22 protein-coding genes and 1 pseudogene are annotated in these 26912 nt (G+C 36.8%); 11 read left to right on the top strand and 12 right to left on the bottom strand.

Going from position 1 to position 26912, the window contains the following annotated elements; translation table 11 throughout:
* The first annotated feature begins 78 nt into the window (after positions 1–78).
* The 4 genes from KTI79_RS08675 (at position 79) to KTI79_RS08690 (ending at position 4371) form a co-directional block, all read left to right on the top strand.
* The gene (locus tag KTI79_RS08675; protein ID WP_032055001.1) at positions 79–2178 is read left to right on the top strand and encodes a TonB-dependent siderophore receptor; all 2100 of its coding nucleotides are present in this window, start codon (positions 79–81) and stop codon (positions 2176–2178) included.
* 66 nt (positions 2179–2244) lie between these two features.
* On the top strand, positions 2245–2544 hold the full coding sequence (locus KTI79_RS08680; protein ID WP_032055002.1) for a hypothetical protein: 300 nt from the start codon (positions 2245–2247) through the stop codon (positions 2542–2544).
* On the top strand, positions 2537–4093 hold the full coding sequence (locus KTI79_RS08685) for a PepSY-associated TM helix domain-containing protein (RefSeq protein WP_032055003.1): 1557 nt from the start codon (positions 2537–2539) through the stop codon (positions 4091–4093). The genes KTI79_RS08680 and KTI79_RS08685 overlap by 8 nt, the downstream gene beginning before the upstream one ends.
* A complete protein-coding gene (locus KTI79_RS08690; RefSeq protein ID WP_032055004.1) occupies positions 4090–4371 on the top strand; it encodes a hypothetical protein in 282 nt (93 codons plus the stop codon). Before KTI79_RS08685 ends, KTI79_RS08690 begins: the two co-directional genes overlap by 4 nt.
* On the opposite strand, the pseudogene KTI79_RS08695 reads toward KTI79_RS08690, so the two are convergent.
* Positions 4346–4461: pseudogene (locus KTI79_RS08695) on the bottom strand (hypothetical protein). The gene KTI79_RS08690 and the pseudogene KTI79_RS08695 sit on opposite strands and share 26 nt — an antisense overlap.
* Before the next feature lie 61 nt (positions 4462–4522).
* On the opposite strand from KTI79_RS08695, the gene KTI79_RS08700 reads away from it, so the two are divergent.
* Positions 4523–5410: a sulfite exporter TauE/SafE family protein gene (locus KTI79_RS08700; protein WP_032055005.1), complete on the top strand. Its 888-nt coding sequence runs from the start codon at positions 4523–4525 to the stop codon at positions 5408–5410.
* Between the two features lie 96 nt (positions 5411–5506).
* Positions 5507–6616, top strand: a complete 1110-nt coding sequence (locus tag KTI79_RS08705; RefSeq protein ID WP_079284326.1) for a 3-deoxy-7-phosphoheptulonate synthase — start codon at positions 5507–5509, stop codon at positions 6614–6616.
* Between the two features lie 71 nt (positions 6617–6687).
* Here the strand turns inward: KTI79_RS08705 and KTI79_RS08710 are convergent, their stop codons facing one another.
* The 9 genes from KTI79_RS08710 to ybaK all read right to left on the bottom strand — a co-directional run bounded on the left by KTI79_RS08710 (position 6688) and on the right by ybaK (position 17683).
* On the bottom strand, positions 6688–7431 hold the full coding sequence (locus tag KTI79_RS08710) for an adenosylcobinamide-GDP ribazoletransferase (RefSeq protein WP_032055007.1): 744 nt from the start codon (positions 7429–7431) through the stop codon (positions 6688–6690).
* 106 nt (positions 7432–7537) lie between these two features.
* Positions 7538–9106 carry a histidine-type phosphatase gene (locus KTI79_RS08715; RefSeq protein ID WP_086375789.1) on the bottom strand — a complete coding sequence of 523 codons (1569 nt, stop codon included), beginning with the start codon at positions 9104–9106 and terminating at the stop codon, positions 7538–7540.
* A gap of 124 nt (positions 9107–9230) precedes the next feature.
* Positions 9231–9830, bottom strand: coding sequence for a histidine phosphatase family protein (locus KTI79_RS08720; RefSeq protein WP_032055010.1), 600 nt, complete (start codon positions 9828–9830; stop codon positions 9231–9233).
* The gene (gene cobT, locus KTI79_RS08725; RefSeq protein ID WP_032055011.1) at positions 9823–10878 is read right to left on the bottom strand and encodes a nicotinate-nucleotide--dimethylbenzimidazole phosphoribosyltransferase; all 1056 of its coding nucleotides are present in this window, start codon (positions 10876–10878) and stop codon (positions 9823–9825) included. The genes KTI79_RS08720 and cobT overlap by 8 nt, the downstream gene beginning before the upstream one ends.
* Before the next feature lies 1 nt (position 10879).
* A complete protein-coding gene (gene cobU, locus KTI79_RS08730; RefSeq protein WP_032055012.1) occupies positions 10880–11398 on the bottom strand; it encodes a bifunctional adenosylcobinamide kinase/adenosylcobinamide-phosphate guanylyltransferase in 519 nt (172 codons plus the stop codon).
* Complete coding sequence (locus KTI79_RS08735; RefSeq protein WP_032055013.1) at positions 11386–12012, bottom strand: 2'-5' RNA ligase family protein; 627 nt, start codon at positions 12010–12012, stop codon at positions 11386–11388. Before KTI79_RS08735 ends, cobU begins: the two co-directional genes overlap by 13 nt.
* 100 nt (positions 12013–12112) lie before the next feature.
* Positions 12113–14260: a bifunctional mannitol-1-phosphate dehydrogenase/phosphatase gene (mtlD, locus tag KTI79_RS08740; RefSeq protein ID WP_032055014.1), complete on the bottom strand. Its 2148-nt coding sequence runs from the start codon at positions 14258–14260 to the stop codon at positions 12113–12115.
* 564 nt (positions 14261–14824) lie between these two features.
* On the bottom strand, positions 14825–17056 hold the full coding sequence (locus KTI79_RS08745; RefSeq protein WP_086375788.1) for a TonB-dependent receptor: 2232 nt from the start codon (positions 17054–17056) through the stop codon (positions 14825–14827).
* Between the two features lie 159 nt (positions 17057–17215).
* Entirely contained in the window at positions 17216–17683 is a 468-nt protein-coding gene (gene ybaK / locus KTI79_RS08750) for a Cys-tRNA(Pro) deacylase (RefSeq protein ID WP_032055016.1), read from the bottom strand.
* Between the two features lie 190 nt (positions 17684–17873).
* Between ybaK and KTI79_RS08755 the strand changes: the two genes are divergently transcribed.
* From KTI79_RS08755 to KTI79_RS08770, 4 genes are all read left to right on the top strand, one after another.
* A complete protein-coding gene (locus KTI79_RS08755) occupies positions 17874–18176 on the top strand; it encodes a hypothetical protein (RefSeq protein ID WP_032055017.1) in 303 nt (100 codons plus the stop codon).
* A 232-nt stretch (positions 18177–18408) separates the two neighbouring features.
* Positions 18409–19782: an ABC1 kinase family protein gene (locus KTI79_RS08760; RefSeq protein WP_086375787.1), complete on the top strand. Its 1374-nt coding sequence runs from the start codon at positions 18409–18411 to the stop codon at positions 19780–19782.
* 229 nt (positions 19783–20011) lie between these two features.
* On the top strand, positions 20012–21295 hold the full coding sequence (locus tag KTI79_RS08765; protein ID WP_086375798.1) for an acyl-CoA dehydrogenase family protein: 1284 nt from the start codon (positions 20012–20014) through the stop codon (positions 21293–21295).
* Between the two features lie 23 nt (positions 21296–21318).
* Entirely contained in the window at positions 21319–22524 is a 1206-nt protein-coding gene (locus KTI79_RS08770) for an acyl-CoA dehydrogenase family protein (protein WP_032055020.1), read from the top strand.
* A gap of 125 nt (positions 22525–22649) precedes the next feature.
* On the opposite strand, the gene KTI79_RS08775 is transcribed toward KTI79_RS08770, so the two are convergent.
* Positions 22650–23861 (bottom strand): alkane 1-monooxygenase, encoded by a 1212-nt coding sequence (locus KTI79_RS08775; protein ID WP_086375786.1) that lies wholly within the window; start codon positions 23859–23861, stop codon positions 22650–22652.
* 171 nt (positions 23862–24032) lie between these two features.
* Between KTI79_RS08775 and KTI79_RS08780 the strand changes: the two genes are divergently transcribed.
* The gene (locus tag KTI79_RS08780; protein WP_079284329.1) at positions 24033–24995 is read left to right on the top strand and encodes an AraC family transcriptional regulator; all 963 of its coding nucleotides are present in this window, start codon (positions 24033–24035) and stop codon (positions 24993–24995) included.
* 47 nt (positions 24996–25042) lie between these two features.
* Here the strand turns inward: KTI79_RS08780 and KTI79_RS08785 are convergent, their stop codons facing one another.
* Entirely contained in the window at positions 25043–26908 is a 1866-nt protein-coding gene (locus tag KTI79_RS08785; protein WP_032055022.1) for a SurA N-terminal domain-containing protein, read from the bottom strand.
* Positions 26909–26912: the final 4 nt, after the last annotated feature.

The following is a 26912-nucleotide window of genomic DNA, read 5'->3' on the forward strand; positions in this document are numbered from 1 at the left end:
TAACAATGCAATTTGAATTGTAGCCTACATTTACAAACAATAAAATAAATGAGAATTATTTACATTATCTTTAATCTTATGAATATCCCACCTCGACCATTTAAGCTTACCGTAATCGCCTGCGCGATTTGTTATGCGAACCTCTCTTATGCTCAAGACTCAGAGGTACAAGCTTTACAGACGATTCAAGTTAAAGCATCAAATGCTGAGCAGTCTTCTGAACAAACTAAAGCATATAATGTTAAAAACTCGAGTAGCGCAACCAAGCTTAATATTGAGGCTAAAGAAACTCCTCAAACCATTAACGTCGTTACTCGTCAGCAAATTGAAGATTTTGGACTTACTAGTACCCGAGATATTTTAAGTAATACACCAGGTGTAACTGTAACCGGATTAGAAACCAACCGAACAACTTATACGGCTCGTGGTTTTGATATTTCAAATATTTTGGTTGATGGAATCGGTATCCCTCAAGTTGACAGCTATAACTACAATAATAGTGATGCAGACAGTTATTTCTATGATCGTGTTGAAATTGTCAAAGGTGCTGATGCCTTAACAAATGCTCTAGGAGATCCTGGTGCTACAATTAACTATATCCGTAAACGTCCTACCAAAGAATTTCAAGCAAATGCTGGGGTGAGCTATGGTTCATGGGATACACAACGTTATGAAGCGGATATCTCTGGTTCTCTTACACAAGATGGACGAGTACGAGGACGTCTTGTAGGTTATGAGAAAGTAGGAGATTCTTATCTAGACCGCTATTCAGAAGAAAAAAATGGATTTCAAGGAATTTTAGAAGCTGACGTTACAGACACTACAAATGTTTCAGCAGGATATTCGAAAACTCGTCAATACGCTAATGGTTCTCAATGGGGTGCTCTACCCTTGGTTAACTCCAAAGGTGAACCACTAAGTTATTCTCGTAACTATAATTATGCACCATCATGGACATACTACGATTGGGAAATAGATAATTATTTCGCCAATATTGAACAAAAATTATGGGGAGACTGGAAGTTAAGATTAGGCTATAACCTTAAGAAATCAGATGTTAAAGATAAAATGCTTTATCTCAATGGATTTCCTTCTGCTACTGACAATACATCTGGTATTTCACTACTACCAGAGATTTATAATCAAAAATTTAAAGAAACTACTGCGAATGCAGACATTCAAGGTACTTTTAATTTATTAGGGCAACAACACGAAGCAAATATTGGTTATAACTGGTCAAAATATAGTGCTCAAAGTGTTTATTCGTATGGCAGTAGTTTAGGTGTTATTACCACAGACGTACCAAGCTGGACACCTGATGAACCGACTTGGGGAGACTTTACCTATGCTGACCCAGAAGAAAGAATCATGAAGTCCGTTTACGGTGCGACTCGTCTTCATTTAGGTGAGGATCTGAAATTCATCTTAGGTGCCAACTACACCGAAATCGACACTTTAGAATATAAAAAGAATAAAGTTTCTCCATATGCAGGTATTACATATAACTTTACTCCTGAATACACAGGTTATATGAGTTACACCTCTATTTTTAGACCACAAACTGTTATCGATCTTTCTACTAAACAAACGGCTGTACCAGTAGAGGGCGAAAGTTATGAAGTTGGTGTAAAAAGCGCTTGGTTAGATGGCGCTTTAACAGGAAATATCGCCATCTTTAGAACAGATGAAGATAATTTTGCACTAAACCCATTATGGGATCCGCTTTATAACAAATACTCCTCTCCAATCGGAACGATTAGATCGCAAGGTGTTGAGGTCGGATTAACTGGAAAATTAACTGATAACTTAGATTTAGTTTTTGGTTTTTCAACATTTAGTCTAAAAAATATGGAAACGGGTGCAAGAGGCAGACCTAATATTCCAACTCAAACGCTTAACGTTTTGGCATCTTATACTGTTCCACAGATTCCAAAGTTAAAAGTTGGTGCAAGCATTAAGTGGCAAGATGATATACATGACACCTCTTACTCAACTGTAAAACAAGATGCATATACATTGCTTAACGTTATGGCCAGTTATGATTTAAATGAACATGTACTGTTCCAAGTGAATGGAAACAATCTAACAAATGAAAAATATTTGACAGGCTTATCTGGTGGCCAAGGTTACTATGGCGCTCCAGCCAACTATACAGTTGCTGTAAAGTTTAAATATTAATATCGTAGCCAATCCCAATTTAGGGATTGGCTTTACTTATTACTCTTTGTGTATGTGTCAGTCAAGATGTCCAAAACTGTAAATCTCCCTATGTCATATCGTATAAAAGTTTTCTATCGATTTTTGCTAGTTTTCGGTATGGGCTTTGCCTGTATGGCGTATTTAAGTCTTGGACTCACTGGAATTTTCCTTTTGAATCTGGACAAAGCTGAGGCTATCTATCTTTCAGCATTTATAGCGATTTTATTTTACGTCGTCTTTGTAATTGTTGGTTTCTGCATTCAATCATTATTGCGACTGACCATTTTATCAATCGCTCTATTTGCCCTTTTCTTTATTGTGACACGGACGGTGGGTTATGCATAAAGGTATACGTCAATCTATGGCATGGCTACACTCATGGACTGGCTTAATTTTTGGATGGCTCGTGTTTGCCATTTTCTTAATGGGAAGTTTGTCCTACTATCGCCACGAAATTAATTTATGGATGCAGCCTGCACTTGCCCAATATGAAGTAAAGCAAGATATTGCTATTAAAACAGCATATCAATATTTACAAGAAAACGCTCTAGATGCCAAATCTTGGTATTTAACTGTGGCTACACCAGAAAGTCCCGTCAACACCATGTATTGGGAAAAAGCTGACGGCGGTTATGGCAATGCCACACTTGATGCTAACACGGGAAAAGAGCTTCAACTTTCGGCGACCTTAGGCGGCGATTTTTTTTACCGCTTCCATTATCAACTTTTTGGAATTCCAATAATAGTTGGGCGATTAGTCGTATGCCTTGCCGCATTTATTATGCTGATTGCTTTGATTTCAGGCATTATTACCCATAAAAAAATATTCACCGACTTTTTTACTTTACGTACATTTAAGTCTCAGCGTTCATGGTTAGACTTTCATAATATTTCTTCAGTGGTTGCACTACCCTTCTTTTTAACCATTACGTTTACAGGCTTAGCTATCTTCTTTTATTTATATCTGCCTTGGGGAATGCAAAAGATTTACCCCCAAAACCCTTATCAGTATTTTACTGAGATTCGCACAAAGACTGGACTTGAGAATCAATCGATTCAGCCTGCTCAAAACTTAGCTATTGATAAGTTATTAAACCAAGTTCAACAAAGTTGGGGTAACCAACCTTTATCAATAATGAGTGTAAAAAATCCAAATACCAATCAAGCTCAAATTACATTTATTCAAAAAGAAGACCGCACCATTACTCGAAATCAGCCTCAAATTACATTAAATGCTTCAACTGGCAAAGTCTTGGCAGATACACGTAATAATAGTCCTATTGCAACGTTAAATGCGGGTGTCTATGGGCTACATATGGCGACATTTGCTCAGCCTTTACTTCGTTTAGGATTCTTTTTCTCAGGCATTTTAGGCTGTGTAATGATTGCCTCTGGTTTGTTACTTTGGAGTCTTAAACGTCAAATTCAAAATAAGAATAGTAAGTTTCATTTCGGGCACTATTTAGTTGACCGTTTAAATGTTGCGGTATTTGTTGGATTACCTTGTGCAACTGTCGCCTATTTAAGCGCCAATCGATTGTTTACAGTCACTTCAACCACGATCAATTATGAAATTTATAGCTTTTTCTTAGTTTGGTTAATCAGCTTAATCATTGCATTGATCACTAAAAAGCAGCATTTGTGGCGGACTCAACTTAGCGTTTTTATTATGCTGTGTCTTGCACTTCCAATCTTAAATCTAAGTTATTTACTTAAACATGATTATGTCCAAAGCCTCAGTGATTATTGGACCTTTGCACGTGTAGATGTATTTTTGTGGATCTTTGCCGTATTAGCAATTTTTATATTCTGCAAAATTCAACCTATTCAGCATAAAGCTGTCGCAAAAATTCAAAAAAAACTGAACAAACTAAATACTGAGGTGAGCTCATGATTCTTATAGCTTTCATCTTGATTTTATTAGGAATGTATTTGCTATTTATGGCGAGCGAGAAATATCGATTGCCGAAATCAACAGGTCGTTTCAAATCGTTAGCTCAAAAATATTACCGGCACTTTAAAATAGCTGCATTCATGCTATTTGGTTTATGTGCATTTATTCTTATTCACCACTATAAATTTTCAATTGGTTTTGTCAGTTGGTGGATCTTTGCAACGCCATTAACTTTTCTTCTTATACTTTTAGTTAATCCATTAAAGTCATCAAAATAATCATTTTCTTTAAAAATGATGAAAAATAGTACAAGCTAAGCAAAATTTTCGTTGCTTAGCTTTTTTTTGCATAAGTAAATCATTATTCATGACAACTGTTTATCTCTAAAAGGAATAAGATATCTGCGTTTCGTGATATGTGGCGATAAAGATGTCTGGTGCTTTTGAATTTATCTTAGCGGGTATGTTAGTTGGTTTCTGTGTAGGGATTACAGGAGTTGGTGGTGGATCATTAATGACACCAATTTTAATTAGTCTTTTTAGAATTGAACCACATATCGCGATTGGTACCGATTTACTTTATGCCGCAATCTCAAAATTTTGTGGATCAATGGTTCACGCTAGAAAGCTCAATATTGTCTGGCCAATTGTTTTATGGTTGGCTGTAGGTAGTATTCCTGCATCTTTCGGTACTTCATGGGTACTTGAGCATTATTTAAGCCAGTCAACACACTATAAAGCTGTACTCACCATGGTGTTAGGTTTTATGCTGACCTTAACTGGTGTTTCCATCATTTTCCGTACGCGTATTGAGAAATTCTTTAATAAATTCAGATCTAAAGAAGTTACCCAAACTGAAAATGAGCAGTTAGCAATCCATAAAAAACGTAGCTTTATCGTGATTATGGGCATCATTTTAGGTGTATTCGTAACACTTTCATCAGTTGGTGCGGGTGCATTTGGCATCATGGCACTCGTCATCATGTTCCCGAACTTGCCAATGATCCGAATTATTGGATCGGATGTCGTACATGCGGTATTACTTACCTTAGTGGCTGGCCTGGGACACATGAGTGCTGGTAACGTCGACTTTACTCTTCTTATGTGGTTATTGGTAGGTTCAATTCCGGCAATTATTATTGGCACATTAATTAGCTCTCGTATGCCTGAACGTTTAATCCGAAAAATTTTAGGGATTACCCTATTTGCCCTCGGCGTTAACTTTATGGTTCATCCAGTCAAAGCAAAACCGAAAGCACCTGTGATACAACAACAAACAGTAGTTGCCGAAAAAACAGGCAACTCGACTGAAAGATAGTAAAATCAATAGGATTTTTCCAAACTGAAATACCATGCGATGTAGTATTTTCATAATTATTTCATGGTATATTCAGTACACAAAACAACCTTTAGTATGATCGAACCAGTGACAGCAATGACTACACATTTAAATTCCGTTTCAAAGCCAGATATCGACGACGTTAATATTAAAAGCATTCAAACTCTTGTAACTCCAAATGAGCTTAAGTCAGAACTTCCTTTATCTGATGTTGCTTCACAAACTGTTCTAAAAGGCCGCGAAACTATTCGTAATATTTTAGATGGTTCAGATAAGCGTCTGTTTGTCGTTATCGGTCCTTGCTCTATTCATGATCCAAAAGCTGCTCACGAATATGCTGATCGTTTAAAAGCGCTAAGCGAAAAGGTTAAAGATACTCTATATCTAGTTATGCGTGTTTATTTTGAAAAACCACGTACGACAATTGGTTGGAAAGGTCTAATCAATGACCCGGATATGAATGACTCATTTAACATCGAAAAAGGTTTACGTATTGGTCGTAAGCTGTTGCTTGAATTAAATGAAAAAGGTTTACCATGCGCAACTGAAGCACTTGACCCTAACTCACCACAGTACTATCAAGACTTAATTTCATGGTCTGCGATTGGTGCACGTACAACCGAAAGTCAAACTCACCGTGAAATGTCTTCTGGTCTATCTTCACCAGTCGGTTTTAAAAATGGTACAGATGGTGGTTTAACTGTTGCAACCAATGCGATGCAGTCTGTTAAATATGGCCATAGTTTCTTAGGCTTGAACGAAGATGGTCAAGTTTCAATTATCAATACCAGTGGTAACCCTTATGCACACGTTGTATTACGTGGCGGTAACGGCAAACCAAACTATGACGCAGGCTCCGTTGCTGAAGCAGAAAATGCTTTAGCAAAAGCTAAAGTTAGCAACAAAATTATGATCGATGCGAGCCATGCTAACTCAAATAAAGACCCGTACTTACAGCCGCTTGTTCTTAAAAATATTACTGAACAAATTTCAGATGGTAATAAGTCAATCGTCGGTATTATGGTTGAAAGTCACTTAAAAGGTGGTCGCCAAGATATTCCTGAAAATCTTTGTGATTTAGAATATGGTAAATCAGTAACTGATGGCTGTATTGACTGGGAAACTACCGAGAAGACATTGCTTGAAATGCATGAAGCTTTAAAAGAAGTTTTACCAAACCGCTAATTCATCTTTTTAAGATTGAAAATTAAGCTCTCATTCTTGAGGGCTTTTTTATTTTTGGGTGAAATTCAAAATCAAACTAAATAAAAATAACTCACAACAAAAGCAAAAAGCAGCACGGTTTCACTTAGCTCAATCGCTGCACCGACAGTATCCCCTGTAATACCACCAATTCTTTTTATAAACACATGTCTTAAGTAAACAAGACTGATTAAAAAACTAATGATGGCAATAAGTCCTTGCCATTCCCAATATAAAGCCAATAGCAGAACTAACCCAGCTATTATCCATGAGGCTGTTTTGGGTAAATGATCAGTCAACGAACGGCCTAAACCTTTTTCACGGACATATGGTGTGGTTAAAAACAAAATAGACGGCACAACACGTCCAAGTACAGGGACAAAGACTAAAAATAACGTTTGATGCTGTTCAATCAACACATAAATCAGTACAAACTTGAGCAAACAAATAATAACTAAACTTAGCACTCCCATTGGACCACAACTTGGATCCTTCATAATTTGCAAAGTGCGTAGTTTGTCTCCAAAACCACCTACCCATGCATCCGCGGTATCTGCTACTCCATCTAAATGCAGCCCACCTGTTAGCCAAATCCATAAAGTGAGTATGATAGCTGCAAGCAAAAGAACGGGTAATTTAACTAAAAGACACGAGATAAGAAAAAGAATGCCGCCAATAATCAGCCCAACCAGCGGATAGAACAAAATAGCTCGACCATTTTGTTGCGCCGTCGGCATTGTCTTTAGCTCAATAGGCAAAACAGTTAAAAATTGCAATGCAATCCAAAAAGGTGTCATATCCAAGTCTCTAACTGACCTATATTTAAAAGCAAATTGGATTATGAATAAATAAAAATGGGAATAGCAATCCCTATTCCCATTAAAGACTCCAAAAACTGAAAATCTATTGCATTTGATAGCACTGTTTCAATTTGATGTAGTCGTAGTAAAAACTGGTTGGTGTATAACGTGCATAGTTACATGCAGATTTGAACAAAGTTTCTTTTTCGTTATAAAACATTTTTACCAAAGTATTGCCTTGGCTATTTTGGTAAATATCCCATTGGACATTTGCCGCCATAGGTGAAACTACTTCACCACGCCATGTGCTTGTTGAATAATTATAAGTCTGACGTAGTGGTAAAGGCTGCATCATATTATGTAAATCTAGGCTGGTTGCCAAAGGAATAATAATTTCAGCATGGGCAAAACGTAAAACTGCTTTGTATGGTTGGGTTTTATTTACAACCGCATCAACTTGTTGGAACAAGTCCTGTTTGAGTCCTTGGGCAATTTCACTTGTGACTTGATTTGACTCTGTGAAACTTGGACCTTTTTCATAAAAATCATTCGCATCATTAAATTCAGCATAAAATTTTGCAGCATCTAACGGCATATATTTATCAAAATTAATACCTTTCAACTCATCTTTCATGCCGCCCGAAATTGAATAGAGCTCATAAATATAAGCTGCTGCATCTACTGCACTAGCAATCGTATTTTTGCCCTTACCTTTTTCTGTAATTTGCTCACCTTTAGGTGAAGTGACCGTAAAAGATCCAGTGTTGCTAAAAATATAACCTGTTGTACCAAGTTTTTTAATAAAGTCTGCTTTAAAAATCGGGCTGAGCACTGTTTGAGCTGTTTTTTCAGCCTCGGTATTTTTCGATAACTCATCTAACTTTTGTGCTAAATCTTTATTATTTTCTTCAAAATCTTGATAGGCCTGACTAGCATCATAAATTTTTTGTTGGCTAGCACTCAGGGGTTGAGCTAAGTCTTCGTCTGCATTCAAACTATGAAAATAGAGTTTGAAACGATCAACGCCGCCATCTTCAACTCTCGGCACGCTTTCACTTGATAAATTGGTATAAGACAATGGAACAATTTTATCTTTCAGTTGCGGTTGTTGTTTAATGAGTTCAGCAGTGAAGAATTTTGCACTATCTACCGCACGATCCACTCCAGAACTTTGTACCAATATAGATGCTTGCGAGTTTAAAAGAGTTGGTAAGCGCTGTAATAAGCGATCGGCAATGCCGCGGTGTTCTAAAATACCAGTCATGGTTTCGTTTCCATAACCATACTGGCGGATCCCTTCCACGCCATAACCTAATAAGATATTTGCCTTCATCATGGCTTCTAAATCAGCACCTAATTGCTCACCTAAAGGTGTTAAGGCATTTTCTGATTTTGCCTGTTTCCATAAATTATAAAGTGCCAAATCATATTTCAGACTTGATAAACCTCTCGAACCGTGACGCGCCACTAGCTCTGTAAAAACTGGCTGGAATCCATTCGGTGCTTGTTCATAGTTTTTTATTTCTTGTTGAGGTTGATAAGGTGTTTTCGTTTGATAATATTTTGATGAGTTTGTGGATGGTGCAGTTTGAGCTCCTTGATCATCATTATCGTTACACGCAACGAGTAATAATGATGCTGCGAGCACAGTCGTTTTAAATAAAATATTCATAAGCTAGATGTGTGATTAATAAGAAATGCCAATAGCTTAGATAGTAGCAATGACAGTTCTATTACACAGGCTAAAATAACATTTTAAAAATAATAACTTACAAGTGTATAAAAATATAAAACTACTATCTCAATATAAAAGTTAATTGACCATCTGTTTCAGAAAATTCAAGAGAATATAATTTCCCAAGTTCTGCCGGCATTTTAAGTAAATCGTCTAAAGACTGTTGTCTGGCTAAGCAAGCCAATAGCTTGATTACACCGCCATGAGTAACAACTAAAGCATGCTGTAGGTTTTGCTTTTGCATATGCTTCAGCAAATCTTGAAAGCCTTTAAGAACCCTTATTTGAAACTGGTTTAATGTTTCTGCGCGAGGTGGACAATATTGGCTCGGTTTTTGCCAAAAATTTGCAAGTAATTCGGGTGAGGTTTCATAAATTTGCTGAGTCGAGACGCCTTCCCAATCACCAAAATACATTTCTTTTAAGTCATGATTTAGAAGTAAAGGCAGCTGAGTTGTCTTCGCAAGTTCCTCAGCAAAACAAGCACAACGCTTTAATGATGAACTTATAATGACATCCCATGGCTGATTAGCCACTTGCTCAATGGTTGACTGCATTTGCTGCCAACCTTTTGCTGTTAACTCATCATCTAAATGACCACGCAAAGTATGGCTATATTGACTTTCGCCATGTCTGAGTAAATCAATTCTAAATTTACCCAATTTTATCCCCGCTTACAGCAGCTTGGGCAAATGTAGCCATTTGGTTGTGTAATACACATGCCATTTTAACTAATGCCAAAGCAGCGCCAGCTCCACTACCTTCACCTAAACGTAAATTCATTTTTAAAATTGGCTCAGCATTGAGTTCTTGTAAAATACGTTGGTGGCCATATTCTGCCGATTGATGCCCAAAAAGCATCCAATCACGTACTTTAGGGTTCATCCGCACTGCGCATAAAGCAGCGACCGAACTAATAAAACCATCCACAATGATAGGTAAGCCCACCTGCGCACAGCGGATATAAGCCCCTGTAATTGCCGCAATTTCCAATCCACCAACTGCACACAGTGTTTTGAACGCATCGCCAGTAACATGTTTATGATGAAGTTCAATTGCCTTTTCAATTACTTCAATTTTATGTCTTAACTGATCGGCACCAATTCCTGTACCAACTCCAGTTAATTGCTCGGCAGTATCATTTAATAAAAGACATGCTAAGGCAGAAGCAGAACAGGTATTTCCAATTCCCATTTCACCCGCAATATAAATATCTGCACCTTTAGATTTGGCCGTGTCTACACTGTTTTTACCTAACTCTAAAGCAGCACGACATTCATCTGCATTCATTGCGGCTTGTTTGGCAAAATTTGCTGTGCCGGCACGAATACAATGACGTTCAACCCCTGCATATTCATATGCTTCACCAACTGTACCGCAATCAATGACCTGCAAATGAGCTTGATGATATTTGGCAATGACACTAATTGCTGCACCACCAGTCGTGAAGTTTTGTAGCATTTGACGGGTAACGGCTTGTGGATATGCAGAGATATTTTCTTCAACTACGCCATGGTCGCCAGCAAAAACTGTAATCCATGGATAGTTAACTTGTGGATGCGCATTTGATTGCAAACTAGCAAGTTTAACTGCTATCAGTTCTAAATCACCTAAGGCACCAGTAGGTTTGGTGAGTTGGAGTTGATGTTGCTCTGCTTGTTGTTTTGCATTCAAATTCGGCTGCTGTACAGACTCTAACCACCAGTTCATTTTATTTCTCACCTTTTAAAATCATTGGAAAACCAGCTACACAAAACACAACCTTATCTGCAATTTGCCCTAGAGCTTGATGTAGTCTGCCCGCTTCATCGACAAACTGTCGACTTATCTCACCGAGTGGCACAACGCCTAAACCCGTTTCATTACTTACTAAAATAATTTCTGACTCAAGCGTAGGTAAAACTTTTAATAGTTGCTCACACTCGAGTTGTTGAACACTTTGATCATCTAACAGTAACAAATTGGTTAGCCAAAGCGTTAAACAATCCACCAAAATAATTTGGTTAGGGCGATCAATTTTTTGTAGAGCATTTGCTAAATATAATGGTTCTTCAACCAAAGACCAGTGAGCAGGACGCTGATTTTGATGGTGTTCAATTCGACTTTGCATTTCTGGGTCAAGCGCTTGTGCCGTTGCAACATAAGTGACAGCTAATTGCCTATCTATTGCCGTTTGTTCAGCCAATCGGCTTTTCCCGGAACGGGCTCCCCCCAAAATCAGTTGCAACATGGATCACCTAAAAACAAATGCTGATGCGGATATAACTGACCTTGTAAAATTTGAGCTTGATAATAACCAAACGTTAAATGCTCAACTTTAAGGTCAAATTCAGCCTGTTTATATTGTACAGGTAATTGAGAAATTTTTCGTAAAATCAAATCACTACTATAGTCTTTTTTATACAATCCCAAGGTGATGTGTGGGCAATAATCTAAAGCCGCAATTTCATTAGAAACTAAACCTAACTTTTGGCGTATCTGAAATAAGATATTTTCGGTGTCTCCTATTTCTACAAATAGAGCACTACTAAAGCTATCGATTGAACCAATTTTTAAATAAAACGGAGCAAAATCTTCTTTTTTTAAGATTTCTCTTTGCTGCTCAAATTCACTCAAACTGAAGTCATCACTATAGACTCTGGTTTCGTGGTCTAAAAATCCACATATAAACAGCGTGATATGATATTGACGACTATTAGGTTCTAATAAGAATTCTGAAAAATGCGCGCGCAAGGCATCTAAATAATCAACTATTTTTTGATCATTAATTTCTAAATACCACAATGCATAATTTTGCCGTCCAAGATGCCATTCGGGATAATCCCGTATAGATGTTGGCATCATGAACGTCGAGGGTTTTAGCAACACAGCTTTAATTCAAAATCATTCAATTTTTGTATTAAAGCATGTTTGCCTTTCAGTTGTAGAGCATAATTAAAAGAATTTAGGCATATTGAGTAGGCGCTTTCTTTGAGTTGACAATACTCATGTTTAAAGGCTGTTTACCTTGTTCAGAAAATAAATATTCAACTAATTGCGTTAACTCAACTTCAAGTTGTCTTTTTTGGGCAATACTCATTTCCAATTTCTGAATTTGCTGTTGTAAATGTTTAATTGCATCAGCTTCTTCAATTTCTAAAAATTGAATCGCATAGGCATAACCTAAAGCAGCGCCTTTTAATAGGTTTTTATAAGGCAAATTATGACCTATATTCACCTCAATTGATGCAATTACTCTTTCATTATGAGTTAATTTTCGTAGTGGATCTCTCGCCACTCGTTGACAAGGGTCTTTAAATGCATATTCACATGAGTCTAGAAAGCTTTGTGCCATGCGATCCAAATCTTTTGCATAGTTAGGTAATACAATTGCAAGCCCTTGCTTTACTTCCCTAATTAAATTCTCTGCAAATGCTTTAACTGAATGATCTCCCATTGCGACGCCAATAGAATCATAACCCAGCAAAGATGCATACCAAGCAAGCATGGCATGTACCCCGTTCCATAGACGGTTTTTGATTAATTGAATATCTGTAATCTGATTAACCAAGACAACTTGACGTAACTTTTCGAGTAGAGGGCTGCCTTTTTCAATATAAATTGGCATATCCGTTTCGCTATGAAACAGAATTAGATCCATACTTTGTAATATATGACCTGGCTGGAAATTACGGCGCATGTTATCAACATATAAAGATGCCTGATTTTGCTGATCTTGGGACAGTTTATTGCAATCTTCAATTTCGACTTGCTCTTCATACTCCACATCTTCTAAATGCTGCTCAAGAAAATTATGCTTAATACGAAGTTGGCGATATAAATTTTGATTAGATAGCTTTGAAACCATACGGTTTACAACGGTGTCGCAAAAGTAATGTTCTTTTAAAATATGCTCAGTTACGTCTTCATCATTGGTTAACTCTAGTAGAGCTTCTCTAAGATGCTTCATAACCAAATATTTCGCACCGACTTTATTTAAAATAATTAGAAAAGTTAGTGGTTCAATACATGCTTCAAGTGGTGAGTTAAAACGTGCATATAGCCCTTTTGCAATTATTTTTGCTTCAACTTCGATGGCCTGTTCGGGTAAACAAAGTGCGATCAAACTTGAATGGGTATACATCTCCAACATTTGTTGTTCATTTTCAGAATCAACAATACTCATATTCTCAATACGTTCATCATAAGAAAATTGCCCATAGCGAATACTATAAGTTCCAAATGCATTCACTGCTTCGCGGAAAAGACTATTTCTTGTAGAAGCAATAATACGTTTTGGTTTTGTGTAGCCATCCCAATGTGACAAGATCTGTGCTATATAACCACCGCCAATAGCACCGAAACCATGTATCCCCACTGTCAGTTGATTTAGGCTTTGTGGAAAAGGTTCTTGTATCTCTGGCATATCCATAACAGGGATAAATTGATCGAGATCTGTTAAAAAGTCATACATCTGATCATAATAAAAAAGCGCTTTGTCCAGCATTTCATCATTTGGTTCTTTAATATCTTTTAATAAAATCGTTAAACCTTTTGAAGTGTGAGCTGAAGTTAAACCATTTTCAGAATCTTCAAACATAAGACACTGGTTAGCATCCAAGTGAAGTTGACTAGCAGCTTTTAAAAAGATTTCTGGGTGTGGCTTTCCTTGTTCTACTTCATCCCCACAGGTAATCACATCAAAAAATTTATAAACATTCGCATTAATTAAATATTCTTCAGCAATTGCTCTACGGCTTGACGTGGCAACAGCCATTCTTAAACCCGATTTTCGTAAACGCTCTAAAACTTGAACCAAACCTTTTTTAATCGGTACACCATGTTTTCGAATATATTCGAGCTCCATCTCATCAGCTTTTTTTCTAATTTCTTTATAGGGAACATTTACCCCATATAACCGTTGAGCTAATTGCTCAGCAGTAGTTGCACTTAAACCTAAACATTGCATTAAATATTCGTGAGAAAACTCCTGCCCAATGAGTTCTTGAGATGCCTGTTGCAATGTTTGAAACCGTAATCGCTCAGTGTCAAACATTGTCCCATCCATATCGAAGATAGCTCCATGAACAGGTTTTCCATGAAAAATAAGCACGTTTTTACCTCTTTTTTGATCATGTTTTATTCAGGGTATACAAAAAAATGCCTAAAAAGGCAGGATGTTAATAAATGAAACATTAGTGGTTATTTTTTAATCAAAAATATAATCCGTCTGTTACTCAGTAGAGTTAAAAGACGAAAAGAGTTGAAATAGATAAATAATTATGAAATTGAGTTTAGATACAAAAGCAGCAAGCCATCCTCGCCTGCTGCTTTTGATTAGTTCTTTTTGTTGCGCTGATAATGTTTATTTTTATTAGTTCCATTTACCGCTAATTGAACCTGCCTGTTTTTATAATATCTCGCAGGCGCTCACATACCAGAAATCAACTCATCTTTCAGCGTTATTGTTATTGGAGTCGCTGGTATAACTTTAAATCGACTAAAAACTTAACGTTAGAGTGGTACGCACTATAATTAATTTTTTTGAACCCTCCTTAACTCCTCAACAAGGATAATGATAATCATTTTCATTTATTAGTGCAAGTTTATTTTGCTTTTTTTTTATATTTATTAAGGAATACCTATAATTTATAGATATTCCCTCTATTGCCTCATATTAATAATTAAATGTATAACTGAGGCCGTAAGTACGTCCTTCAGCTGGTATACTTTCTACAAGACCATATACTTTTTCTGCTTGTTGACTATAGACAGTTCGATAGTCTCTATTCCAAACATTATATACACCAAAATCTATACGTCCTTTCCAAGCTGGAAAATGAGCCAAAACATCCATCGTGCTATAGCCTTTAATTTTTACAGCTGAAAGTGAGCCATCTTTTACTGCTTCATTTGTACCTTTTACAGCAAGCATTTGCACACGAGCGCCATATCCCTCATCACTGTTCCATTCAGCAAAAACAGTACCTTTTATTGGTGAAACCTGAAAAGCATTTAACTCTTTCCATTTACCATCCGTATCTTTATATTGACCTCGCGTATAACCAAGCGTCCCCCCAACTTTAAACTCTTCCATAAATGGATAGGTCGCCGTTAATTCAGCACCATATACACGCTGGTCTTTGTCCATAACTTCAGCAACAGTTTCTTTATTACTGTTCTTGTAGAATTGAACCACTTTGTCTGAGGTATTATAGAAACCTGTTATACCTAGATTTAGGCTCTGCTCCCCTTGTAAACGCCAGCCCAGTTCATAGCTGTTTACACTAATAGGTTGGATATTAGCTGTTGAAATATTAAATGCATCACGCATCATCCGTTGTACATCTGGAAAACTAAAACCTTGAGAGAAATTAGCAAATATTTGCTGCTCATCTGTTAATTTATATATCGCTCCCAAATTGAATAAAACAGCATCGTCATTTACCGATCCGCTTGGCTGTATTCCATTTTTAGTCGAATATTGTTCTGTTTCGGCTTTAATATATTGATAACGAGTACCAGCCTGGACATTCATACGGTCTGTTAAAGCGTAATCACCTTGTATAAAAACGCCAGCACTTTGAATTGTTGTATTTGGACCGGCATCGGAAGTTTTACCTGTAGGTTTATAGGTCAAACCTGTATTAAATGCTGTGAAATGCTCGTAGTGTTGATGATCTTTTTCATGTTCATAATCTAAACCATAAGTTAGATTAAGATCATGATTCATAATATTCAAATCACTTTGTAGTGTTGAACGCAGACCAGCCACTTCGATTTCAGATTGAGATTGTTTTGCTTCTGTACCTTCCCCTCCTAAAAAGACTGGAAAGAAACGAGCATCTTCTTTACGGTAATATCCTTCTAAATTTAAGACCTGACCTAAAATATCTTTATTTTGGTATTGAGTGTTGAATGCATAGCGCTCTGTAAAAGGCTGATTAGATATTTCTAAACCCTTTTTCCCAATATATGAGTTAGGTGCTCCTCCATAAATATAATTTTTCCCATAATCAGGACCATAATTCGTATCTTGTTCATCTTTATAGTACTGTGCACCCAAACTTATTGATTGGTTATCAGTTAAATCTATATTTAGACGACTGTTAATATCAATTGTATCAGTATCAGGACGGCTACCTTGCATAGGTGCTATAGCAATACGATCACCATGGCTATCGAACTGAGATCCGCGACTAGTGAAATTAGCTCCCAAGAAACCATTTATATTATCTTTATTAAATGAAATAGATTGGCCAATTTCGTAAGCTAGACTATCACTCCGAAATGTATCGGAAGATGTAATACCAAGTTTAGTTTCAAAACTTACTGGTTTAGTCGAATCAGCACGTTTCGTAATAATATTAATAATCCCGCCGGTAGAACCTGATCCATAAATACTTGTAGCTCCTGAAAGAACTTCAATACGTTCAATCATGCCTGGACTAATACTATTTAGCTGCCGAGCAACATCGCGTGATCCATTTTGTGATACGCCGTCAATCATAATCATGACATCACGACCACGCATTGTTTGCCCATAGTTGGTAGTCGTTCCGCTACTCACCCCGAGTGATGGAACCAACTGAGCCAGAATATCGGCAATTTTTCGTCCAGCAGTTGCCTGTTGTTCAATTTGCCGCTTTTCAATCGTTTGAACTGTGCCTGCAATTTCAGCAATATTTTTTGGCGTCCTTGTCGCCGTGACTATAATTTTTTGCAATTGAGCTACAGGCTTTTGTGTCGGTTGATTATTAAGAGCTACCTTTTCAATATTTGTATTTGCATAAACCTGCTGTGCAAATATTGCTGCTAGAGCAAGACAGCAAGGTGTTAATTTAAAATACCTTGATTCAGCACACATCAGATGATTTGAGTTAACCCTAACCTTTTTGTATTGATGCATTTTCCCTTTCTCCAAACCCAAAAGTTATTAGATAGTTATAAGGCTCGGAATAATACTAAATATAAATAATAATGAGAATTATTTTTATTAAAAATAACTTGGTTTAATACTACCTATCTTAAAATTAGTTAATTTAATGAGATAAGAAAAAGATTTATTTTACTCATCAAGTACATCAACAAATTGAGCATTTAAAAGTTGTGCTAGATCTTTAGGGTTTAAGCCAATATCTAGTCCCCGCTTCCCTCCACTCACATAGATTTTGCTGAACTCTTGTGCAGATGCATCAATAACGGTTTTTAAGCGCTTCTTTTGACCTAACGGACTAATCCCTCCGACTAAATATCCCGTTAAACGTTCAGCATCTTTAGGGTTCGCCATTTGCAATTTTTTACAGCCAAACGCTGTAGCGACTTTTTTTAAATTTAATTGGTGATTAACGGGCAATACAGCAACAAAATAATTCTTATCGTCGCTAACCATCAATGTTTTGAATACTTCCCTTACATCTAAATTTAGTTTTTCTGCGGCTTCTAATCCAAAACTTTTAGCATTTGAATCATGTTCATATTCATGAATTGAAAATTCAATTTTATTACTTTTTAACAGTCTACATGCAGGAGTCATAATAAGTAGTGTTAGAGATGAAGTTATTTGGATTATAGTTTTTTTAGAAAAATTTTTAAATTTACTTAGGCTATTTACAAGAATTACATAAAAAATCAAACAGCAACTGAATAAAAAATAATCTCAACTTGATATTCAGGGCTCGACTCCATATATTTTATTTAGAGTTGAAGTCTGAGCTGACAATTTTATGAGTTATAAACACAACAATCTGATGGCTATGCGTCACCGCTTTTGGGATGAATCTTCAGATTATGTATTAAATGAAAAGCAGTTTTTGCAGCAGACGTTAGTTGAACAAGGCGTTTTTAATGACGCAACACTTGACGATGTTAAGTATTTTTTCTATACCCTGCCTAGCATTATTATTGTAAAAGCTCATGCACTTGGTTTTATGCATGATACTGTCAAACAAATGTTATTACAGCATATTCAGACTAATCGATTTCACTTGATGCAAAAATCTGAATTTAAGATTCAATTTAAAATGTAATCTAAGTGGTTATAAAAGATCCGTTTACCCTATTTTTACTCATCTGAACGCTGTAAGTTTCTTCAATTTTAAAATTGCTTAGGCTATTTTAAAATTATTGAAATAAAGATAGCCATTTCGACTGATCATTCAGTCTGAGAGAACTATTTTAATACGCTCAAAACATGTAATATTCGTTACAATTTTAGATCACCAGCGTTTGGCTGCATGATGCGCATAGGATTCTATTTTCATGTCAAATCAGAAAGATAAGCTTAAGAGTTTAAAAACTTCTTCCATGGATCGACGCTTATCAATCGCGAAAGCTTCTTTACTTGCAGGAACACGTTGGGCAACTGCAAGTGCCTCTTCTATATTTTCTAATGAGGAGGAAAAAGAAAAGAAACGCAAAAAAGCGATGAGCGAACAAGCTAATTATCTGGTTTCTGAAATAGGTAAACTTAAGGGTTCTATTGTTAAAATTGGCCAAATGATGGCCCTTTATGGTGAACATTTTTTACCTGAAGAAATTACACAAGCGTTAAATACCTTAAATAACCAGACAGTTGCATTAGATTGGCCTGCAATTAAGCCACATCTTCAAGAGCAACTGGGCGCTAAATTAAATGATTTAACCATTGATCATGAGCCAATCGGTACTGCCTCTCTCGCACAAGTACACCGTGCAACGCGTAAATCAGATGGCTTAGAGTTGGTTTTAAAGATTCAATATCCTGGCGTTGCAAATGCAATTGACTCCGATATGAGCTTGTTTAAAAACATGCTTAAACTGACGCGTATGGTTCCACAAACCCGTGAATTTGATCAGTGGTTTGATGAAGTGCGTGAAATGATGCATCGCGAAGTTGACTATGGTGTTGAAGCTGCTACTACCCGTCGCTTTGGTGAACGTTTAAAAGATGATGAGCGATATATTGTTCCAACAATTGTAGATGAATATTGCACTAATCAAGTGCTCTGCATGACTTTTGAACGTGGTGTGCCAATTAATAGTCCTGTGATGTTGTCATTACCTCAGGAACGTCGTAATCAACTCGGGGAAGCGTCATTAGAGATTGCGGTTCGTGAAATTTTTGAATGGGGTGAAATGCAAACTGACCCTAACTTTGGTAATTACCTTGTTCGTTTAGGTAATGGCCAAGACATTCAAGACAAAATTGTATTATTAGATTTTGGTGCTATTCGCCAGTTTGATGAACACTTGCTAACAGTTGCCCGTCAACTCATTCAAGCAGGTTATCAGCATAATAAAGATGCAATGGTGAAAGCCATGACTGGTTACGAGTTCTTTGATGCAATGCCTGAGAGTATTAAACCGGGTATGGCTGATGTCTTTTTACTTGCAACAGAAGCATTCAGCACTCCTGCAAATAACCCAAATATGCCTGCTGGCCTTATGGATGAACACGAACGTTATGACTGGAAGAAAAGTCAGCTCCATAGTCGTGTTATGCAGCAGGCGAGTAAATCAATGGCATCACGTTATTTTTCGGTTCCGCCAAAAGAGTTTATGTTTATTAGCCGTAAATTTATTGGAGCCTATACATTTATGACAGTGATTGACGCAAAAACCAATGTACGACGTATGATCCGTAATTATGCCTGATTTACTGAAAGACTAGAATGATTCCATGTCATTCTAGTCAATACCTCTCACCTCATCAAATTTTAAAATTAATTTAAACAAATAAAATCAGTATCTTATAAATTAATTAATTTTTATTTACCTTTTATCTACTCATTTTTCGAATGTCAGTAACGACATAGTTTTTTATTATGAGGCGTGTCAGCATAAAACAATAACAATGTGTTAGGACACCATAATCATGACAAGTATGATCAATAAAGCTCAGGGTTTGGGTTTATCGCTGATCACCAGATTGGCTGGAAGCGATGTACTTGATCAACTCAAATTGCGTAAATTTGTTGAAAAATCTCTTTATCAAGGTTCAAAAGCTGGCTTTAGAGCATTAACGCAGACTCAAAAAGCATTTAAACCCAAGCAAATCTCTCAACAACGTTTGCCTCGTCAACAAAAAAATCTATTTGATTTAAGTCTAACCGAAGAACAACAAATGACTTCTGAAGCAATGTCTCAATTTGCTCAAGAAGTCTTATTGGGATTGGCTCATGATGCTGATCAGACAGCTCAGTTTCCTGAAAGTCTTTGGCAATATGTGGAAGATTTAGGACTCAATTACTATGCACTTCCAGAAGCATTAGGTGGTGTAGCAACTGAACAAAATATTGTTAGTAATCTATTAATAGCTGAAAAATTAGCTGAAGGTGATTTTAGCCTTACAGCAGGATTACTCAGTACCTTTAGTGTTATTAATGCAATTACACGTTGGGGTTCTACCGAAGTTCAGTCGATGTACTTACCATGTTTTGCAGAAGACTCAGACATTACCGCAACTTTTGCTGTTCAAGAAGCAACTCCAGCATTTAATCCTTATGCTTTAAAAACAAAAGCATCACTTGAAAATGATCAATATTTTATAAATGGTGAAAAAACCTTAGTCATTTTAGGTGATTTGGCTGATGTGTTCTTGGTGAGTGCAGACTTTAATGGCAAGCCGGATGTATTTGTAGTACAAGCGGGCGATACCATTTCCATTAAAAGTACCCCTGCTATGGGTCTCAAAGCAACAGAGACAGCTACTTTAAAATTCAGCCATACACCTGCTATACGATTAGGTACAACAGATTTTGATTACACCGCCTTTTTAGATTTAGGCAACTTAATGTGGTGTGCAATGGCTGTAGGTACATGTGAAGCTGTAAAAGCTTACTGTATTAAATATGCCAATGAACGTACTGCATTCGGCGAGCCAATTTCTCATCGCCAAAGTGTCGCTTTCATGATTGCAGATATGGCTATTGAAATTGATGCAATGCGTATGTTGATTTTAAATGCTGCAAGCCTTGCAGAGTCAGGCAAACCATTTCACCGCGAAGCTTACTTAGCCCATCTCCTTTGTGCTGAAAAGTCCATGAAAATCGGTACAGATGGAGTGCAAATTCTTGGTGGACATGGTTTCACAAAAGAACATCCAGTTGAACGTTGGTACCGCGATTTACGGGCTACTGCAATTTTACAATCTGGCTTACATGCTTAAATGATCAATCAGAGGATACTTTAATGAATTTACAAAATCCTAAAAAATTCAAAATGATGATTGATCAAGCACGTGATGTTGCGATCAATGTTTTACGCCCTATTTCTCGTAAATATGATAAAGCTGAACATGTATATCCAAAAGAACTTGATATGCTCGCCTCTCTCATCGATGGCATGAATGAAGGTGGTGAAGGAATTAATGCTGGAGCTGCGGGTGCTGGAAAACGTGGTGATACAGACAATGAAAGTGTTCGTAACGGAACCAACATGTCGACCGCTCTTGGAATTATTGAGATGTGTTATGGCGATACAGGCTTATTACTGAGTATGCCTCGTCAGGGTCTTGGAAACTCGGCAATTGCTGCTGTCGCAAATGATGAGCAATTAGAACGGTTCAAAGGAACATGGGCAGCAATGGCCATCACCGAACCGGGTTGTGGCTCCGACTCTGCCGCTATCCGTACCACGGCAACCAAAGATGGCAATGACTATATTCTAAATGGTGAAAAGATTTTTGTGACCTCAGGTGAACGAGCAGACTCTGTCGTGGTTTGGGCTACACTTGATCGCAAACTTGGCCGTGCAGCAATAAAATCATTTGTCGTACCCAAAGGTACGCCTGGCATGAAGGTCGAACGCCTCGAACATAAATTGGGAATTAAAGCTTCAGATACAGCCGTGATTAGTTTTATTGACTGCCGGGTACCAGCCGAAAATCTTTTAGGTAATGCCGAAGTCGATGTTGCGAAAGGCTTTGCTGGAGTAATGGAAACTTTTGACAATACTCGCCCGTTAGTTGCAGCAATGGCAATCGGTTGTGCGAAAGCATCACTAGAGCGTATTAAAGAAATTTTTAAAGATCAGCTTGATCCTAACTACTCGACTCCCTATCTGCACGCTTCTAACCTTGCAGCACAAATCTACCGCATGGAAGCTGAATGGGAAGCTGCTCGTCTGCTCATGTTAAAAGCAACATGGATGGCAGATAACAAAAAGCCAAACTCTAAAGAAGCTTCTATTGCAAAAGCAAAAGCAGGTCGTGTTGGTAACGAAATCACTTTAAAATGTGTCGAATTAGCATCAAGTGTTGGCTATAACGAAGAGGAGTTGCTTGAGAAATGGGCGCGTGATTCAAAAATTCTTGATATTTTTGAAGGTACTCAGCAAATACAACAATTAATTATTGCACGTCGTGAACTTGGTAAATCTTCTAGTGAATTAAAATAAGAAAGACATAAGAGAATCTAAGTTCTCTTGCGTCATAACGCTAAGATTTATCTAAAAAATAAAACCCTCTAATCGCATGATTAGAGGGTTTGGTATTTCAGGAATATATATTATTTATTCAATTTTTATGCTTCTAATGATTTATCTACTGCACCAAATTTTTTGAAGATTTTTGCGCGACGTTTTGAAGAAATATTTGCTTTGTTTAAATCACCTTTATAGTGATCAAAAACTCGCTTATCCATTATTTTGAACCATAACGAAGGAATTAACGCAGGTAATAACATACTTGCATAACCACTTGGTAATTCTGGCGCCTCATCAAAATGACGTAATGCTTGGAATGGACGAGTCGGATAAGCATGATGATCTGAGTGACGCTGCAATTGGTACAAGAATAAATTTGTTACTACGTTATTGTTGTTCCAGCTATGCTCTGGCATTGTACGTTCATATTGACCATTTTCTTTTTTCTGACGTAGTAAGCCATAATGTTCAATATAGTTAATAATTTCAAAAAGACTAATGCCGTAAAATGCTTGTGTCGCTAAATATGGAATTGTGCTTTTACCAAAAATTTCCACCATAGAAGCATGGAAAGCAGCGCTCATTCCCCAGCCCTGTAATAATTCATTATCTGCTGACCAGAACTCTTTTCCTTTACGTTTTAAACGATTTTTCTCGATTTCAATTGCAGATTTAAAAGAACCTACAACTGTACGTGGCCAGAACTCATAAAATGTTTCGCCCATACGTGAAGAAGCAGGATCTTCAGGAGTTGCTGCACGTTTATGATGACCATAAGGATGTTCGATACGGAAATGGTTATAACCTGTAGGAACCAAAGCAAGGTGAGATAAAATATGATCAATACGATCATGCTTGTGGCTTAATTCATGGGCTGTATTAATCGCAATACCATTAATCGCACCCATCGAAACACCAAGTAAAATTTTATCAATGAATGACGTGGTCTTACGGCTTGTTAAATAACATGCATAAATATTTGCAGCATACTGCAAAGGAATAAAACTTTTCACAAGACGTGAATAATATGGATCTTTTTCTAAAAGCTTAATTTCTTCATCAGTCGGATTACGCGCATCCTTCCCAATAACAGTATCAATTGCAGGGATCACAACATGTAATAAAAGTGGACCACCTAAAGCGAAAACTTTTTTTAAGGGGCGTGGACCAAAATGGTAACCAGCTAAAATACCTAAACCAATTACAGGTAGAGCTGGACTAATCATCCATAAATAGCGCTTACGATCTATCTCACGCATAGACGCTGGCACTGGCATAAGTTCTTGCTGAACATTCACTGGTGCATTCATAGTCATATTTCCTTTTTCTATATATCTATATAGTTAAAGAAATAGTGTTTACTTAACAGTAGTAACCGTCCAAAAAACCTACGTTAAAGTCTTTGGCATTTTCTTCCACTTTTTTGTCCTAAAAACACATGTTGATCTATTCTTATAGCTCACTATAATTTTATTAAAATAATGATTGATCATTTAAAGATGGATGCACTAAGTAAATTTTTTGATGATATTCACCTTAATAAGTCTGAATACATCTATTTAAAAGCACAAGGAGAATGGGCTTTTAAAACACAAGATCAATCAGCTTTACTTGCTTATATTGTTTTAACTGGTTCAGTATATATTCAACTTAATGCTTCAGAAAAAATAATTGCCACAGCTGGTGATATTATTTTAATTCCCTCAGGAAAAGCACATAGTGCCACTGATTCAAAATCAACAGCCAGTAAATTGGTAGATTCTCTAGATATTACTTCGCTTTTTAACGGCCATAGACAAGACGCGATCGAGTTTGGTACTTCTTCCCCACATAAAACATTATTACTATGTTTACGCTGTCAGATCGATACTCATATGGCAGGTCCTTTGATTAATGCATTGCCTTCTATCATGCATATTCAACATGAAAATCAAACCAACCCACCCGAATGGCTACAAATTGGGCTTTATTTTTTAGCAATTGAAACTCAAAAAATCAGGCCGGGACATGACAAAATTATTGATCATTTAGTCAGTATTCTTCTCATTGAATGCATTCGTGATCATGTTCAACAAATGACAGATCAACAAAACTGGCTAAGTGCATTAACCCACCCTGAATTGAGTAATGCCCTATCTGCTATTCACAGCCAACCAGAAGTTGCTTGGACAGTTGAGTCTTTAGCAGAACAATGCTGCATGTCACGCTCCAAATTTGCAAATCTATTTAATAGTATTATTGGGGAACCACCTCTAACTTATTTGCAACATTACCGTTTTCGTTTAGCAAGTCAGTACTTACGCACAAGTAATTTTTCAATTCAGCAAATATCAAACAAAGTCGGCTATTCATCCGAGACTGCTTTTAGTCAGGCCTTTAAAAGAATTTTTGATTTATCACCTAAACAATATCGACAGCAATATATCGAGCATCATCTCGATTAATAGAAAATAAAAAAGCGCCGAAGCGCTTTTTTTATTTGATCAAATTATTATTTAATTTTTGCATGTGATTTTAAATATTGGCTGTAATCTTCCAATATTTGTTGACCACGTGATTGGCGATAAAGTTGTTTTAACTGTTGTAACTGATCGGCAGGAATGGCATTTACAGCTGATGAATTTACATTTGAAACTGCAACTACTACAAGCTCATTTGGTAAGTTTGCTGTTGTAACAGACCACATACCTGATTTAGGTGTAGCTAAGCTAAATGCAGCACGTTCAATTTCGCGTTTTAAACCTTGTGATCGAGTAAACACACCAGCTGACTCAAATGCGACTTTGTTTTTAGCAACCACTTGGTCTGCAGGTTGAGTTTTAAACTCAGTCAACATAGTAGCAATTTTTGCTTGAGCAGCCTTACGCGCTTTTTCATCGATAACTTTTGCTTTTGCTTCATTCATCGCTTGCGCTAATGGTTTTACACCAGCTGCGTGGTAATCACGTACTTTAACCCATACCGTATCACCATTCGCTAACTGAATATTAGAGGAAGTATTACGGTCTCCATTCTTCACATCATCATTAAATAATTTAATTTTGACACTTGGATCGCTTAAATATGGATTTTGAGTAGCTAAAGTTACACCATTTAATGATTCAACTTTTGTACCTTTTACTTCTTGAACAACAGCTTCTAAAGAATCATTGCCAACAATCGTTTCATTCAAACTATTTACGGTATCTGAATAAACGGTCGCAACTTTATTCTTTTCAACCTCAGCAGTTAAACGAGCCTTCTCAGCTTCAAATGAAGGGATTTGGTTAGCTTGAGTTTCTGCTTCAATAATATGATAACCATATTGTGTTTTTACTGGCTGTGAAACTTGTCCATTTTTCAAACTTAAAACAGTTTTATCAAATGCATCCGAGAAAACACCTGGTGCATATGCTTCAACTAAACCGCCTTTTGCTTTTGAACTAGGATCTTCAGAGAACTGCGATGCAGCTTGTGCAAATGAAAGACCACCTTGAATTTTCCCATAAACTTCTTTTGCAAGCTTTTGAGCGGCTGCATCATCACGAGCATCAGTAGTAATTAAAATATGCTTTACAGTTCGTTTAGCATCTTTTTTCTGAGTTTCAACAAACTTTGCATAGGCTTGCTGAAGTTCAGCTTCTGTTGCAGGAGCTGGTTTAGCCACCATTGAAGGAGATAACACCACATAATCCACATCAACCGAAGCTTGTTGCTTAAATTCATTTTGATGCTTGTTGTAATAATCTGTAGCTTCTTGATTAGATGCAGTTAAGCCTGTTTTATAGCTATCTAATTTAATACTAGCTAAATGTAAAGTACGTTGTTCAGTTTGCAAATTCGCAATTTGCATAAGATCAACTTTACTTACTAGAGAGTAATCAGCAAATGTAGAAGTTAACATTTTTAAAGCATGATCTTGACGTAGGCTTGAAATTAAACCTTGGCTTGTCATGCCGATAGAACGTAAATAATTTTCATAGAGTTTTTGTGAGAATTGACCATTCTCTTGCAAACTAGGCTGTTGAGCTAACATTTGCTCAATTTGAGTATCACTCAAAGAAATACCTAATTTTTCCGCTTGTTGAATTAACAAATTACGCGACACTAAAATATCAAGTGCCTTAGCCTGAATGACAGGCAAATTAAGTAAACTCTCATCACCTTTAACAGCAGCTAAATATTGTTGTTTGTAAGACTGAGTTAAAGTTTCAAGGTCTTTTTTAGATATTTCTTGGCCGTTTACTGTCTTTGCAACATCAGCCTTGTTTCCCCTATTAAAATATCCTTCAATACCTACAAGTGCTAAAGGGGTCAAAAACAAAATTAGAAGGACTTTGCCGAGCCAACCCTTAATGACTGTACGAAACGATTCCATAAGT

The sequence above is a fragment of the Acinetobacter sp. WU_MDCI_Abxd143 genome (assembly GCF_025514195.1).
GTDB lineage: Bacteria > Pseudomonadota > Gammaproteobacteria > Pseudomonadales > Moraxellaceae > Acinetobacter > Acinetobacter pittii_H.